The sequence below is a fragment of the Gordonia sp. NPDC003376 genome, assembly GCF_053589235.1.
The window spans coordinates 264,557-279,977 of sequence record NZ_JBSFRM010000003.1; the positions used below are offsets into that span (position 1 = coordinate 264,557).

At 70.2% G+C, this 15,421-nt stretch carries 11 protein-coding genes; 6 read left to right on the forward strand and 5 right to left on the reverse strand.

Going from position 1 to position 15,421, the window contains the following annotated elements:
- Positions 1-249 precede the first annotated feature (249 nt).
- Entirely contained in the window at positions 250-2,175 is a 1,926-nt protein-coding gene (gene asnB / locus ACWDUA_RS05185; RefSeq protein WP_449749932.1) for an asparagine synthase (glutamine-hydrolyzing), read from the forward strand.
- Positions 2,176-2,274: 99 nt separating this feature from the next.
- On the opposite strand, the gene ACWDUA_RS05190 is transcribed toward asnB, so the two are convergent.
- The 3 genes from ACWDUA_RS05190 to ACWDUA_RS05200 form a co-directional block, all read right to left on the reverse strand.
- Positions 2,275-3,246, reverse strand: coding sequence for a carbohydrate kinase family protein (locus ACWDUA_RS05190; RefSeq protein WP_449749933.1), 972 nt, complete (start codon positions 3,244-3,246; stop codon positions 2,275-2,277).
- A gap of 128 nt (positions 3,247-3,374) precedes the next feature.
- Complete coding sequence (locus tag ACWDUA_RS05195; RefSeq protein ID WP_449749934.1) at positions 3,375-3,734, reverse strand: HesB/IscA family protein; 360 nt, start codon at positions 3,732-3,734, stop codon at positions 3,375-3,377.
- 197 nt (positions 3,735-3,931) lie between these two features.
- Positions 3,932-4,996: a glycerate kinase family protein gene (locus ACWDUA_RS05200; RefSeq protein WP_449749935.1), complete on the reverse strand. Its 1,065-nt coding sequence runs from the start codon at positions 4,994-4,996 to the stop codon at positions 3,932-3,934.
- Between the two features lie 103 nt (positions 4,997-5,099).
- On the opposite strand from ACWDUA_RS05200, the gene ACWDUA_RS05205 reads away from it, so the two are divergent.
- Genes ACWDUA_RS05205 through ACWDUA_RS05215 form a run of 3 tightly spaced genes read left to right on the forward strand, consistent with a single transcriptional unit; the run spans position 5,100 to position 8,440 of the window.
- Positions 5,100-5,783, forward strand: coding sequence for a DUF3043 domain-containing protein (locus ACWDUA_RS05205; protein WP_449749936.1), 684 nt, complete (start codon positions 5,100-5,102; stop codon positions 5,781-5,783).
- A 6-nt stretch (positions 5,784-5,789) separates the two neighbouring features.
- Positions 5,790-7,649 (forward strand): nicotinate-nucleotide--dimethylbenzimidazole phosphoribosyltransferase, encoded by a 1,860-nt coding sequence (cobT, locus tag ACWDUA_RS05210; RefSeq protein ID WP_449749937.1) that lies wholly within the window; start codon positions 5,790-5,792, stop codon positions 7,647-7,649.
- Positions 7,650-7,651: 2 nt separating this feature from the next.
- Positions 7,652-8,440 carry an adenosylcobinamide-GDP ribazoletransferase gene (locus ACWDUA_RS05215; protein ID WP_059039377.1) on the forward strand — a complete coding sequence of 263 codons (789 nt, stop codon included), beginning with the start codon at positions 7,652-7,654 and terminating at the stop codon, positions 8,438-8,440.
- 333 nt (positions 8,441-8,773) lie between these two features.
- Here ACWDUA_RS05215 and ACWDUA_RS05220 read toward each other — a convergent pair whose 3' ends face one another.
- Together ACWDUA_RS05220 and gcvT are read right to left on the reverse strand one after the other, a co-directional pair.
- Positions 8,774-9,880 (reverse strand): branched-chain amino acid aminotransferase, encoded by a 1,107-nt coding sequence (locus ACWDUA_RS05220; RefSeq protein ID WP_449749938.1) that lies wholly within the window; start codon positions 9,878-9,880, stop codon positions 8,774-8,776.
- Between the two features lie 61 nt (positions 9,881-9,941).
- Positions 9,942-11,048 (reverse strand): glycine cleavage system aminomethyltransferase GcvT, encoded by a 1,107-nt coding sequence (gene gcvT / locus ACWDUA_RS05225; RefSeq protein WP_449749939.1) that lies wholly within the window; start codon positions 11,046-11,048, stop codon positions 9,942-9,944.
- 935 nt (positions 11,049-11,983) lie between these two features.
- Here gcvT and ACWDUA_RS05230 point away from each other — a divergent pair.
- The gene (locus tag ACWDUA_RS05230; RefSeq protein ID WP_449749940.1) at positions 11,984-13,510 is read left to right on the forward strand and encodes a leucyl aminopeptidase; all 1,527 of its coding nucleotides are present in this window, start codon (positions 11,984-11,986) and stop codon (positions 13,508-13,510) included.
- 175 nt (positions 13,511-13,685) lie between these two features.
- Positions 13,686-15,416 carry a 2-oxoglutarate dehydrogenase, E2 component, dihydrolipoamide succinyltransferase gene (sucB, locus tag ACWDUA_RS05235; RefSeq protein ID WP_449749941.1) on the forward strand — a complete coding sequence of 577 codons (1,731 nt, stop codon included), beginning with the start codon at positions 13,686-13,688 and terminating at the stop codon, positions 15,414-15,416.
- Positions 15,417-15,421: the final 5 nt, after the last annotated feature.

Genomic DNA, 15,421 nt, shown 5'->3' on the forward strand with positions numbered 1-15,421 from the left:
GACCGGGCACCACGATTCGCACCGTGGCCGCGCCTGTGTACTACGCAGCGTAGACCAACTCACGGGAACTTTTTCGGTTGGGGTGCATCCGCGCGTCGAAAACTCCGAAAGCCCACGCAGACGCCCAGTTCGCGACTCGGGACACCCGAGGCGACCACGCTCCGTGGGCCCCGATACGGCATACTCGGAGACCGGCCGGGACGCCTCGTCCCGGATCTGGGGAACTCGAGTCGAAAGAGGCCTTTACTGGTGTGTGGTTTGCTCGGTCTGCTGACGTCCGACGGCTCGGCGGGCAGCGCCGTCGACCTGCTCTCGAAGGCCTCGCACTGCATGCGGCACCGCGGCCCCGACGAGCCGGGCACCTGGAACGACGCCGACCTCGTGCTGGGCTTCAACCGGTTGTCGATCATCGACATCGAGCACTCGCACCAGCCGTTGCGCTGGGGTCCGCCGGAGAACCCCGACCGCTATGCGCTGGTGTTCAACGGAGAGATCTACAACTACGTCGAGATCCGCGCCGAGCTCGCCGCCGACGAGGGAGCGGTCTTCCGCACCGAGGGTGACGGCGAGGCGATCGTCGCCGCCTTCCATCACTGGGGTCCCGACGCGGTGCGCCGGCTGCGCGGCATGTTCGCCTTCGCCCTCTGGGACACCAAGCACCGCACCCTGTTCCTGGCCCGCGACCCCTTCGGCATCAAGCCGATGTTCCTCGCGACCGGCCCCGGCGGCACCGCCTTCGGCAGCGAGAAGAAGAGCCTGCTCGAATTGCTCGACCGGCTGCAACTGGGAACCGAACTGGACCTGCGGGCCCTCGAGCACTACGCCGAGTTGCAGTACGTCCCCGAGCCGGAGACCGCGCATGCGTCGATCCGCCGCCTCGAGTCCGGCTGCCACGCGACCCTCACACCCGGCCAGGCCCCGAAGGTCACCCGATACTTCACCCCGCAGTTCGGCGTCGTGCCGGTCACCGACGCCACCCGGCAGCGCCGCTACGACGAGATCGCCGAGGTGCTCTCGGACTCGGTCGCCAAGCACATGCGCGCCGACGTCACCGTCGGGTCGTTCCTGTCCGGCGGCATCGACTCCACCGCCATCGCCGCGCTCGCGATCCGCCACAACCCGGACCTGATCACCTTCACCACCGGCTTCGAGCGCGAGGGCTACTCGGAGATCGACGTCGCCGTCGAGTCGGCGGAGGCGATCGGTGCGCGCCACATCGTCAAGGTGGTCTCGGAAAGCGAGTTCATCGACGCCATCCCCCAGATCGTCTGGTATCTCGACGACCCGGTCGCCGACCCGGCACTGGTCCCGCTGTACTTCGTCGCCGCCGAGGCCCGCAAGCACGTCAAGGTGGTGCTGTCGGGTGAGGGCGCCGACGAACTGTTCGGCGGCTACACCATCTACAAGGAGCCGCTGTCGCTGTCGGCGTTCGACAAGATGCCGACGATCATGCGCCGGCTGGCCGGCAAGGTCTCCGACCGCATCCCCGAGGGCACCCGCGGCAAGAGTCTGCTGCATCGTGGGTCGCTGACCCTGGAGGAGCGCTACTACGGCAACGCCCGCAGCTTCGATGACGCGCGCCTGCAGGCGGTGCTGCGCGACTACCGGCCCGAGTGGACCCACACCGACGTCACCGCTCCGATCTATGCGATGAGCGAGGGCTGGGACCCGGTGGCCCGGATGCAGCATCTCGACCTGTTCACCTGGTTGCGCGGGGACATCCTGGTCAAGGCCGACAAGACCACCATGGCCAACTCGCTCGAACTGCGCGTGCCGTTCCTCGACCCGGAGGTGTTCGCCGTCGCCGAGCGTCTCCCCTACGAGGAGAAGATCGCGCACGGCACCACCAAGTTCGCGCTACGCAAGGCGCTCGAACAGATCGTGCCGCCGCATGTGCTGCACCGCCGCAAGCTCGGCTTCCCGGTGCCCATCCGCCACTGGCTGGCCGGCTCGCAGATGTACGACTGGGCACACCAGACGATCACGGCATCGCAGACCGACCATCTCTTCGACAAGTCCGTGGTGCTGGCGATGCTCGACGAGCATCGCGACGGCGTCATCGACAACAGCCGCCGGCTCTGGACGGTACTGATCTTCATGGTGTGGCACGCGATCTTCGTGGAGAAGACCCTGGTTCCGCAGATCACCGACCACACCTACCCGGTCAAACTCTGACCTGCTCCGGGTACACACGACAGAGCGCACACCAGACAGAGGGCCGAACCCGCATCGGGTTCGGCCCTTTTCGTGTGTCAGGGGCGTGCGTCTCGAGGGTCAGAAGATGGCGCCGATCTCCTGGGCGGCGTCGGCACCATAGGCACCCTCGATCCGCGACAGGGCCGCGGCATGATCCCAGGTCCAGTCCTGGGTGGAGACGGTCTCGAGCACGAGCACGGCCACCATCGAGCCGAGCTGGGCGGCCCGCTCGTAGCCGAGGCCCTTGCTCAGGGCGGTGAGGAAGCCGGCCCGGAAGCCGTCGCCGACACCGGTCGGGTCGACCTGCGCGGTCTCGGGCACCACCGCGACGTGGATGCGTTCGCCGCCCCGCTCGATGATCTCGACGCCACCGGCACCGAGGGTGGTGATCCGGGTGCCGACCATCTCGCCGATCCGCTCCTCCGACAGCCCGGTCTTCTCGCGCAGCAGACCCCACTCGTACTCGTTGGTGAACAGGTAGGTCGCGCCGTCGATCAGTGACCGCGCCGTCTCGCCGTCGAGGCGGGCCAGCTGCTGGGAGGGGTCGGCGGCGAAGGGGATGCCCAGCGCCCGGCACTCGTCGGTGTGGGCCACCATGCCCGCCGGGTCGTCGGCGCCGATCAGCACCAGCTCCGGGGTACCCGCGGTGCCGATGACGTCGCCGAGGGCGATCTCGCGGGCCTCGCTCATCGCGCCGGCGTAGAACGACGCGAGCTGCGCCATGGTCTCGTCGGTGGTGCACATGAAGCGGGCGGTCTGCCTGGTCTCGGAGATCCGGACCGAACGGCAGTCGACGCCGTGGGACTCCAGCCACTGCCGGTAGTCGTGGAAGTCGGCGCCGACCGCGCCCACCAGCACCGGCGAGCCACCCAGCTCCCCCATCGCGTAGGCGATGTTGCCGCCGACCCCGCCGCGCCGGACCACGAGATCCTCGACGAGGAAGCTCAGCGAGATGTGTTCGAGATGATCGCCCAGGAGCTGTTCGGAGAACTTGCCCGGGAAGGTCATCAGATGATCGGTCGCGATCGAGCCACACACAAAGATGGTCACGAGGTGTCCTACGCCCTTCAGTCGGTCGACATGCAGTGGTGCCTCACGTTACTGAGGGTGTCCAAACGCCACCGACCGCACCCCGGCGGAGCGGGGTGCGGTCGGTGGGATGTCCGGTGCGGGATCGATCAGTTGAACGAGTCGCCGCAGGCGCAGCTGCCGGTCGCGTTGGGGTTGTCGATGGTGAAACCCTGCTTCTCGATGGTGTCGACGAAGTCGATGGTGGCACCCTGCACGTACGGGGCACTCATCCGGTCCACGGCGAGGGTGACCCCGCCGAAGTCGTCGGTGAGGTCACCGTCGAGGGTGCGGTCGTCGAAGAACAGCTGGTAGCGCAGACCCGCACAGCCACCGGGCTGAACCGCGATCCGCAGCGCCAGGTCGTCACGGCCTTCCTGATCGAGCAGGGCCTTGGCCTTGCCGGCGGCGGCGTCGCTCAGGTTGACACCGGTGGTGGTCGCGGTGCCGGATTCGTTCTGCACGGTCATCGATGCTCCTCAGGGTGATCGTCGTCGCCACGCCGACTCGATGATGTCGGCGAGTGATCGGTTCCGGGGTGGGCCCCGGAGGACAGACATCCGCTGGGTCGTCGACCCGTGGACGTGGTGCCGTTGGTTCAACCGTACCGCGTGCCGACCTATTCCCGCCGCCGCGATGGGTCACTTCGGTGGATTCGCCGCGACGGTCAGGCACCCCAGGCCGCGGCGACCCGACGCATCAGTCCGGTCAGCTGGGGTCCGGCGTCGTCCATCGCGACCTGCACCGATCCGGCGTACTCGACGATGGAGTGGGCTGCGGCGATCCCGGCTGCGGCGATCTCGTCGGCGCCCAGTGTGACCTGACCCGCCACCACCAGCACCGGCACCCGCGACGCCTGCGCGGTGGCGGTCAGCGCCGACACCACCTTGCCGCGCAGGGTCTGCGAATCGAACTTGCCCTCCCCGGTGATCACCAGATCGGCCGCGGCGATGTCGGCGTCGCGCCCGGTGGCCTCGGCGACGACCGTCGCCCCCGACACCCGGCGGCCCCCGAGCGCCAGCAGGGCCGCGCCGAGTCCACCGGCCGCCCCGGCCCCGGTCTCCGCGCTGATGTCGCGACCGGCGAGCTCGGTGAGCACCCGGTTCCACTCGACCATCCGGTGTTCGAGCCGGACCAGCGCGGCGTCGTCGGCACCCTTCTGCGGACCGAAGACAGCGATCGCGCCGAGGGGGCCGAGCAGCGGGTTCTCCACGTCGGATGCGGCGACCACGTCGATGCCCGAACAGCGCTCGAGGGCGAGTTCGGGTCCGCCGAGCGCCTCGATCAGGCCGCGACCGCCGTCGTTGGTGGCGCTGCCGCCGAGCCCGACGACCACCGCGGCGACCCCGGCGCGCAGCGCGGCGTCGACGAGCATCCCGACGCCGGTGGTGTCGGCGGTCTGGGCGGTCCGCGCGGTGGGTCCGCCGCCGAGCTGATGCAATCCGCACGCCTGCGCACATTCGACATAGCCGACGAGGTGGCCGGGATCGCGATCGTCGAGCAACCACTGGGCGGTGACCGAGGCGCCGAGCGGGCCGGACACGGTCTCGGTGCGCAACTGTCCGAACCGGCTGCCGAGGACGTCGACGAATCCCGGTCCACCGTCGGACTGCGGTGCGTGCACCACCTCGTCGTCAGGACGCGACGCCGACCACCCGGCCGCGATCGCCTCGGCCGCCTCGACCGCGGTCAGGGTGTTGCCGAACGAATCCGGTGCGATCAGGATGCGCATCGCCGCTCCTGCGCAACGGTGTGAACTCCGGGGGACGCCATGCGGGCAAAGTATAGGGAGGTCGGCGCGGGACGGCAGCGCGGAATCGCCTAGGCTCGAAGGTGTGAAGCTGCCATGGAAGAAGGACGAATCCCCGGCCGACGCCGCGGGTGAGACGTCCACCGACGCGTCGATCGAGGACGCTGCCGACACCACCGACGAGTCCGGGCGGGGCAGCGCCTATACCCCCGGAAAGGGGCGTCCGACCCCGTCGCGCCGCCAGTCGGAGGGCCGCAAGCGTGGTCCGGTGACCCCTCCGCCGACCACGCGCGCCGAGGCCCGCGCCCGCAAGAAAGAACTCAAGAGCTCGATGTCCAAGGAGGACAAGCGCAGGCTCACCGCCGATCGCCGCTCACAGCGGCTCGAGCAGCGGGAGCGGATGATGGCCGGCGAGGAGAAGTACCTCATGCCGCGCGACAAGGGCGAGGTACGCCGCTACGCGCGTGACATCGTCGACTCGCGCCGTAACTTCGCCGGGCTGTTCATGCCGTTCGCGATCGTGTTGATCGTCGTGATGTTCCTGCCGTCGATCGCGGCGTACTCGACGTTCCTGCTGCTGGCCTTCGTGGTGCTCATGGCGATCGACGGTGTGATCCTCGGCCGTCTCGTGAACACCCGTGTGCGCGAGCGTTTCCCGGACACCACCGACACCGGGCTCAAGCTCGGCTGGTATGCCTTCACGCGGGCCATGCAGCTGCGCAGGATGCGCGCCCCGGCCCCGCAGGTCGCCGCAGGCGACGAAGTCTGATCGGCGATGACCACACGCGGGCATCGGACACTGATCCTCGGCGGGGTACGATCGGGTAAGTCCGATCACGGCGAAGACCTTCTGCGCGAGCACGATTCGGTGAGGTACCTGGCCACCGGTCCGACGCTGACCACCGACGCCGAGTGGACGGCACGGGTCGAGCGGCATCGCGCGCGCCGCGGTGACCGGTACACGACTGTGGAGACCACCGCACTCGCCGACGAGCTTCGCGCACACAGGGATACGGCGACGCTCGTCGACGATCTGGGCAACTGGCTGGCGGCACGTCTCGACGCCACCGGCGCGTGGTCGGCCGAGACCGTCGACCGAGCCGGCGAGAACGCCGAGTTGTGTTCGGCGATCGGCGGTTTCGATGGCGACCTGGTGCTGATCAGCCCCGAGGTGGGGCTCGCGCCGGTACCGCCGACGCCCGCGGGTCGGCTGTTCCAGGATCAGCTCGGGGTGCTCAACGCGGCGGTCGCCGCGGTCTGCGACCGGGTCCTGCTGGTGGTGGCCGGGCGCGTGATCGACCTGTCCGACGCCGCGGTCGTGACGCCGCGGCCGTCGACCACCGGGGACCGCATGGCCACCGGCTCCTCCGTGACACCGACGGGCAGCACCGAACCGGTTGCCGCACAAACCGTCTCCCCTGGGTCTGCCGCTCCCTCGGTACCCGCCGCCCCGATTCCGGTCCCGGTGGCCACACCGTCTGCGCCGGTCGACATGCCGACCGGCGTGGTCCGCGTCGAGGCCGACGGCCCCGGTGACCGGCCACGTCCCGATCCCACCGACGCCGAGGTGTTCGGTCCGATCGATCCCCCCGACGAGGCGATCGCCGACGAGGCCCGTGCCCGTCAGCTCACCCTGACCAAGCCGGCCGGCTCCCTGGGCCGGCTCGAAGAGCTCGGCGTGTGGATCTCGGCCTGCCAGGGTGTGTGCCCGCCGCGTCCGATCACCGCGCCGACCGTCGTGGTGTTCGCCGGTGACCACGGCGTCGCCCGCTCCGGTGTCTCGGCGTTTCCGCCGGAGGTCACCGTGCAGATGGTCGCCAACATCGCCGAGGGTGGAGCAGCGGTCAACGTGCTCGCCGCCCGCGCGGGTGCGCGGGTGCGTGTGGTGGACATGGCCGTCGACGCCGACACCCCACCGCAGTTCGGTTCCTACAAGGTGCGTCGCGGCAGCGGAGACCTGCGCGTCACCGACGCCCTCACCCTCGACGAGGCGCGGCAGGCCATCGCGGCCGGCCGGGCCATCGCCGACGACCTGATCGACGCCGGCGCCGACCTGCTGATCCCCGGCGACCTCGGGATCGGCAACACCACGCCGTCGGCCGTCATCGTCGGCACCCTCGCACGCCGCGAACCGGTCGAGGTGGTCGGCCGCGGCACCGGTATCGACGATCTCGGCTGGATGCGCAAGACCGCCGCGATCCGTGACGGCATGCGTCGCGCCCGCCCGCATCGCAACGATCCGATGCGCCTGCTGGCCGCGGTCGGTGGTGCCGATCTCGCGGCGATGGCCGGCTATCTCGCCCAGGCCGCCGTTCGTAAGACCCCGGCGATCCTCGACGGCGTGGTGGTCACCGCGGCCGCGCTGATCGCCGCCGAACTCGCGCCGGGCGCCACCCGCTGGTGGCTGGCCGGACATCGGTCGGCCGAGCCGGCCCATTCGATCGCCCTGGAGTACCTCGACCTCGAACCCGTCGTCGAGTTCTCGATGCGGCTCGGTGAGGGCACCGGCGCGCTGGCCGCGTTGCCTGCGGTGATGAGTGCGGTGGACGTGCTGACGTCGATGTCGACCTTCGGTGAGGCCGGGGTCAGCGAGAAGCCCGCCCCCGACGACGAACCCGCCGAGGCGCCCGCCTGATCATGGCCGTCTCGCCGCGTCCGGTGGCCGTCGCGCTTTCCTGGTTGACCGTTGTCCCGATCCCCCGCCGGCTCACCGACGGGGAGTTCGACCGGGCCCTCGGCGGCCGGGTGATGGCGGCCGTACCCGTTGTCGGCGCATTTCTGGGAACCGTTGCGGCACTGGCCGCATGGGGACTGTCTGCGACGAATCTGCCCGGTGCGCTGGCCGGCGTGCTGGTGGTGATCCTGCTCGCGGTGGGCACCCGCGGGATGCATGTCGACGGGGTCGCCGACACCGCCGACGGTCTGGGCTGTTACGGCCCACCCGAACGGGTCACCGAGGTGATGCGGTCGGGCAGCGTCGGGCCGTTCGGTGCGGCGACCGTCGCCGCGATCCTCGCCGTCGACGCCCTGGGATTCGCCGCGCTCGCCGGCGCACACCGATGGCCGGAACTGGGTCTGGCCGTCGCACTGGGCCGCGTCGCCGCGGTGGTCGCGGCCCGGTGGACCCTCTCCCCCGCCCACACCGACGGATTCGGCGCACTCGTCGTCGGCACCCAGAAGGCATCGGTGGCGGTGTGGACGGTGACGGCCGCGCTCGCCGCCGGACTTGTCGGCGGCCTCGGCGCGAACGACTGGTTCGACACCGCCGGCACGATCCGGGCCGTGGCGGTGACCGTCGTCGTCATCGCGGCGACGTGGCTGTTCACCCGTCATTGCGCGCGACGGATGGGGGGGATCACCGGCGACGTGATCGGCGCCGCGATCGAACTCGGAACGGCGATCGCCGTGATCGGTGTGCTCGTCTGAGCCGACGACGTCGACACCGGCCGACACCCGAAACGACATGGCACCCTCCGACCATCTCGTCCGAGCCGACAACGTCGACACCGGCCGACACCCCAAACGACATGGCACCCTCCGACCATCTCATCCGAACCCACAACGTCGACACCGGCCGACACCCCAAACGACATGGCACCCTTCGGTGATCGAGCCGACGAGGAGCGCAGCGACAAGTCGTGTCGAGATCTCCGCGACCGAACCTCTCGAGGTGACCACCGCGGAGACAAGACGGTGACCGGGCACGGGGCCCGGTCACCGTTGGGTGTGAGATCGCGCGAGTGGCGAGATCGCTTGTGACTACGGCCGGTACAGCTCGGTCATCCAGCCGTGGGTGTCGGCGAACTTGCCGCGCTGGATGCCGGTGAGGGTGTCGCGTAGCGCGAGGGTGACCTCGCCCGGGGTGCCGTCACCGATGGCGTAGTCCTCGGTGTCGCTCTTCACCTGACCGACCGGGGTGATCACCGCGGCAGTGCCGCAGGCGAACACCTCGGTGATGTCGCCGGAGGCCACGCCCTTGCGGAGCTCCTCGGTGCTGATCTTGCGCTCCTCGACCGCGAATCCGGCGTCGGTGGCCAGGGTCAGCAGCGACTCGCGGGTGATACCCGGCAGGAGCGAACCGGTGAGTTCGGGGGTCACCAATCGGGCGTCGGCACCCGAACCGAACACGAAGAACAGGTTCATGCCGCCCATCTCCTCGATGTAGCGGCGCTCGAGCGCGTCGAGCCAGACCACCTGGTCGCACCCCTTCTCGGTGGCCTGCGCCTGTGCGAGGAAGGACGCGGCGTAGTTACCGCCACACTTGGCGAACCCGGTGCCGCCGGGGACCGCGCGCACGTACTCGGTGCACAGCCAGACGCTGACCGGCTTGATGCCACCGGAGAAGTAGGCGCCCGCGGGCGAGGCGATCACCGAGTAGCGGTACTCCGACGACGGCGCGTTGACGCCGAGCCCGGCCTGCGAGGCGAACATGAACGGCCGCAGGTACAGCGACGACTCGCCGCCCGCCTCCGGCACCCACGCGTTGTCGGCGGCCAGCAGGGCCTTGAGGGAATTGAGGAAGTCCTCGACCGGCAGGCCCGGCATGGCCAGCCGCTCGGCCGAACGCTGCATCCGCAGACCGTTGGCCTCGGGACGGAACGCGGAGATCGAGCCGTCGGCCTGACGGTAGGCCTTGAGCCCTTCGAAGACCTCCTGGCCGTAGTGCAGGACCATCGCCGACGGATCGAGTGCGATCGGGCCATACGGGGTGACCTGCGCGTTGTGCCATCCACGCGCTACGTCGTAGTCCACCAGCACCATGTTGTCGGTGAAATGCTTGCCGAAACCGGGCGCGGCGAGGATCTCGGCACGCTGCGATTCCGACACCGGATGGGGGTGCTCGGTGCGGGTGAACTGCAAGGTCATGAGCTGATCCTACCGCCGGTCCGATCGGCCTCTTCTCCGACGTCGCACTATTCCCACGGTGTCACACGTGCGACTCGACGAACGGCGGCAGCACCACCTCACACGGCAGCGCACGCCCGCGGACGTCGATCACCACCTGCGATCCCTTCTTGACCCCGGACGCGGTGTCGATGAACGCCAACGCGATTCCCTGCCTGAGGGTCGGCGAGAAGGTTCCCGACGTGCAGATGCCGACGGTCATACCGTCGGTGGTGCGGACCTCGCAGTCGGCACGCGGGACACCACGGCCGGTGGCGCGCAGCCCGTAGAGACGGCGCACCGGACCGCTCTGCTTCTCGGCGAGCAGGGCGTCGCGGCCGAAGAACGCGGGCTTGTCCCAGCCGACCGCCCAGGCGCTTCGGGCCTGGTTGGGTGTGATCTCGGTCGACAGCTCGTGACCGTGCAGGGCGTAGCCCATCTCGGTGCGCAAGGTGTCGCGGGCGCCGAGGCCTGCCGGCTGTCCGCCGAAGGCCGTCACCTGCTCGAGCAGCGCGTCGAACACCGGTCCGGCGTCGGCCCACCGCGGCAGGATCTCGAAGCCTTTCTCACCGGTGTAACCGGTACGGCACACCCGGACCGGGAACGTCGCATCCCCCGCGATGAGCTCGGCGTCGGCGAAGGCCATGTACTCCATCTCGGTGGGCAGGCCGACGGCGCCGAGCACATCGACGCTCCGGGGGCCCTGCACCGCGAAGACGGCGTACTCGCGGTGCTGATCGGTGATCGTGACACCCTCGGGAGCCACCGCCGACAATGCGGCGACGACCGTCGCGGTGTTCGCCGCATTGGGGACCAGGAACACCTCGTCGTCGCCGACCAAGTAGGCGATCAGATCGTCGATGACGCCACCGGACTCGTTGCAGCACAACGTGTATTGCGCCTTGCCGGGGCGGATCTTGCCGAGGTCGTTGGTGAGCGTGGCGTCGATGAACGCCGCCGCGCCGGGGCCCGCGACCAGCGCCTTGCCGAGATGGCTCACGTCGAAGATGCCAACCGCGTCCCGCACGGCGGTGTGCTCGGCGACGGTACCGGCATACGAGACGGGCATGTCCCAACCGCCGAAGGCGGCGAAACTCGCTCCGAGGGCGGCATGACGATCGGCGATGGGGCCGGCGAGAAGCTCACTCATGGGCCTCAACCTACCCGCCCGCCCACCGGCGCCGCGGGCGAGCCGATCACCGTGTCGGAGCCGGGGTCGCAGCCGTCGGGTCAGGGCACCGACACCCCGAATCCCTGGATTCCCCGGCTCCCACCGAGGGTGAACTCACGCTCCGTGATGTCGCGCACCTCGCTGCCGCCGATGGTCGTGACCACGTGTCCCGCATCGCGACGACGACGTTGGTGTGCTGCCCGGGCGGACCGGGGTGGTCATGGAGCACCTGGTCGCCGGAACCGGACGGCGCGACCGATCCCGCGGCCCCGGTGCCGTGCAGGGCTGCGGTGAGGGTCACCGACCCGGGATGCGCCACGACCGGAGTCGGATTGCGCAGCGGCACAACGGCATCGTGCAGGACCGTACCGGCAGGGTCGGCACACCAGGGGTTCGGTGACGCCATCGGACCAGGCGGAGCCCGGGTCGTGGCGATCGCACTCGGCACGCAGCACCTCGACGATCCGCCGCCGCGGCGCCGACAACCGACTCGCGTCGACATCCGGGAGCGGTGTGCGCACCGAATCCACCACGCCACCGATCACCGATCACACCGGTCGCCGGCGCCCCGACGGCACGCACCCCCACCGCCACCGCGGCGATCACCACCGCCCCACGATCACAGGCCGCTTCCTCCCACCCGAGCCCGGCCCGCCGGTGCTCATCCCACCCGACACCCACCCGCCCGTGCTCATCCCACCCGACACCCACCCGCCCGTGCTCATCCCACCCGACACCCACCCGCCCGTGCTCATCCCACCCGACACCCACCCGCCCGTGCTCATCCCACCCGACCCCCGGCCCGCCCGTGCTCATCCCACCCACCGTCGGGTCCGCCGACCACCCCGGTCGTGCACATGGCCGGTCTGCGACACTCCGCCATCCGTGAACGCCACGCCCATAAGATGGCCAAGGTGAGCAAGAACGAGAGCGCCGATCGCACGCGCGGACCCCAGATCACCCTGTCCACCTCACTCGACTCCGACGACGAGGCCCTCGTCGTCGGGCTCATCGCCGCGGCGTCGGACTCCGACGACGCACCCACCCTGCTGCTGGCCGCCGACGTCCTCGACGACGCACAGGCCGCCGCGATCACCGCGGCGCTGGTCGCGGTCGGGGCGAGCGGGTCGCACGGCGAGGTCACCCGGATCGCCGCACCGGAGTCTCTCGGGGTGTCTGTGGTGGTGGCCCTGGGTCTCGGCGACGACGCCGCCCTCGACGACGCCGAGAAGGTCCGGCAGGCCGCCGGCGTGGTGGCCCGCGAACTCGACGGATTCGCCACCGTCGCCACCACCCTGGCGGCGGCCGCACTCACCCCGGCGGTCGAGGGACTGTTCCTCGGCGCCTATCGCTTCGACGAGTTCCGGTCGGCCAAGTCGGAGCCGAAGAAGTTGCCGCCCACCACGATCCACCTTCTGGTCGACGACGCCGGCAAGGCCGCCAAGGCGGACCTCGCCCATGCGGTGGCCGTGGCCGACGCCGTGGCGATCGCCCGCGACTTCGTCAACACCCCGCCGAGCCACCTCTACCCCGAAGAGTTCGCCGAGCGCGCCCGGGCACTGGGCTCCACGGCGGGCCTGAAGGTGGAGATCCTCGACTTCGCGTCGCTGGAGAAGGAGGGCTACGGCGGCATCGTCGGTGTCGGCAAGGGCAGCTCGCGGCTGCCGCGGCTGGTGCGCCTGACCCACGTCGGCAAGAAGTCGGCCAAGAAGGTCGCGCTCGTCGGCAAGGGCATCACCTTCGACACCGGCGGCATCTCGATCAAGCCCGCGGCCAACATGGACCAGATGACCTCTGACATGGGCGGCGCGGCGGCCGTCATCGCGTCCACCATCCTGGCCGCGCGGCTGGAGCTCGAGGTCACCGTGACCGCGACCGTCCCGATGGCCGAGAACATGCCGTCGGGCACTGCGCAACGTCCCGGCGACGTGCTCACCCAGTACGGCGGCACCACCGTCGAGGTGCTCAACACCGACGCCGAGGGCCGCCTCGTACTGGCCGATGCGATCGTGCGGGCTTGCGAGGACGAGCCGGACTACCTGATCGACACCGCCACCCTGACCGGCGCGCAGATGGTGGCGCTGGGCACCCGTACCCCCGGGGTGATGGGTACCGACGACTTCCGCGACCGGGTCGCGGCGCTGTCGGCGGAGGTCGGCGAGAACGCGTGGGCGATGCCGCTCCCGGCCGAGCTCCGGTCGGATCTCAAGTCGCGGGTGGCCGACCTGGCCAACGTGACCAATCACCGCTGGGGCGGCATGCTCTCGGCCGGTCTGTTCCTGAAGGAGTTCGTCCCCGACGGCGTCGCCTGGGCCCACGTCGACATCGCCGGCCCGGCGTTCAATTCGGGTGGCCCGTGGGGTTACACACCCAAGGGTGGTACGGGCGTACCGGTGCGGACGATCGCCCGCGTCCTCGAGGACATCGCCGCCAACGGCTGACCGGGACGCTTTTCACCCACACAACACGTCGCCCGGGGCGGCTACGGGTAAGGTTTTGCCGTGGGCACGCGGCCAACCCGTCGCACGCCCCGGGACCCACGGCGCACACACCGTCCACCCGCATGTCCCACCCGCACGTCGAAGACCCACACGTCGAGTTCAGGAGCTAACAGCAATGGCCTTCTCCGTCCAGATGCCCGCCCTAGGTGAAAGTGTCACCGAGGGGACAGTCACCCGGTGGCTGAAGGAGGAGGGCGACACCGTAGAGGTCGACGAACCCCTGCTCGAGGTATCCACCGACAAGGTCGACACCGAGATCCCGTCCCCCGCGGCGGGCGTGCTCGTGAAGATCGTCGCCCAGGAGGACGACGTCGTCGAGATCGGTGGCGAGCTCGGCGTGATCGGTGACGCCGGTGAGGCGCCCGCCGAGACCCCCGCACCCGCTGCGGAGCCCGCCGCCGAGGCACCCGTCGCACCCGAACCCGCCGCCGCGGCACCTGCCGCGGCCGCACCGGCCGCTGCTCCTGCCGGTGCCGGCACCGACGTCGTCATGCCCGAACTCGGCGAGTCGGTCACCGAGGGCACCGTCACCACCTGGCTCAAGGCCGTCGGCGACACCGTCGCCGAAGACGAGCCGCTGGTCGAGGTCTCCACCGACAAGGTCGACACCGAGATCCCGTCGCCGATCGCGGGCACCCTGCTCGAGATCGTCGCCCAGGAGGACGACGTCGTCGAGGTCGGCGGCCGTCTCGCCGTCATCGGTGACGCCTCCGCCGTCGCCGCCCCGACACCGGCCGCACCCGCTCCCGAGCCCACCCCGGCCCCCGAACCCGTCGCGGCTGCACCGGCACCGGCCGCCCCCGCTGCCCCGGCACCGGCCGCCCCCGCTGCCCCGGTACCGGCCACCCCAGCTGCCCCGGCACCGGCGGCATCCACCCCCGCAGCCGAGCCGACCGACCTGCAGTCCACCCCGTACGTCACCCCGCTGGTGCGGAAGCTGGCCGCCGAGAACGACATCGATCTCGCGTCCCTCAAGGGCACCGGCGTCGGTGGCCGTATCCGCAAGCAGGACGTGCTCGCCGCCGCCGAGGCGAAGAAGGCCCCGGCCGCGCCTGCGCCCGCCGCCGCGGCTCCGGCTGCCGCCGCACCGTCGGCCCCCGAGGTCAAGCCCGAGCTCGCCGCACTGGTCGGGACCACCCAGAAGATCAACCGGATCCGGCAGATCACCGCCAAGAAGACCCGCGAGTCGCTGCAGACGTCGGCGCAGCTCACCCAGGTGTTCGAGGTCGACATGACCAGGATCGTCCACCTGCGGAAGGCGGCCAAGGAGTCGTTCCGGGCGGCCGAGGGCGTCAACCTGACCTTCCTGCCGTTCATCGCCAAGGCCGTGGTCGAGTCGCTCAAGGCGCATCCGAACGTCAACGCCTCGATCGACGAGGACCGCAAGGAGATCACCTACTACGACAAGGTGCACCTGGGCATCGCCGTGGACACCGAGCAGGGGCTGCTCTCCCCGGTGATCCACAACGCCGACGACCTGTCGATCGCCGGCCTCGCCCGCGCCATCGCCGACATCGCCGCGCGCGCCCGCAGCAACGGCCTCAAGCCCGACGAGTTGGCCGGTGGCACCTTCACCATCACCAACATCGGTAGCCAGGGTGCCCTGTTCGACACCCCGATCCTGGTGCCGCCGCAGGCCGCGATGCTGGGCACCGGCGCGATCGTCAAGCGTCCGGTCGTGATCACCGATGAAGAGGGCGACGAGTCGATCGCCGTGCGGTCGATGTCGTACCTGCCGCTCACCTACGATCACCGCCTGATCGACGGTGCCGACGCGGGACGATTCCTGACCACCGTCAAGAAGCGCCTCGAGGCTGGTGCCTTCGCCGCCGAGCTCGGCCTCTAGGACAC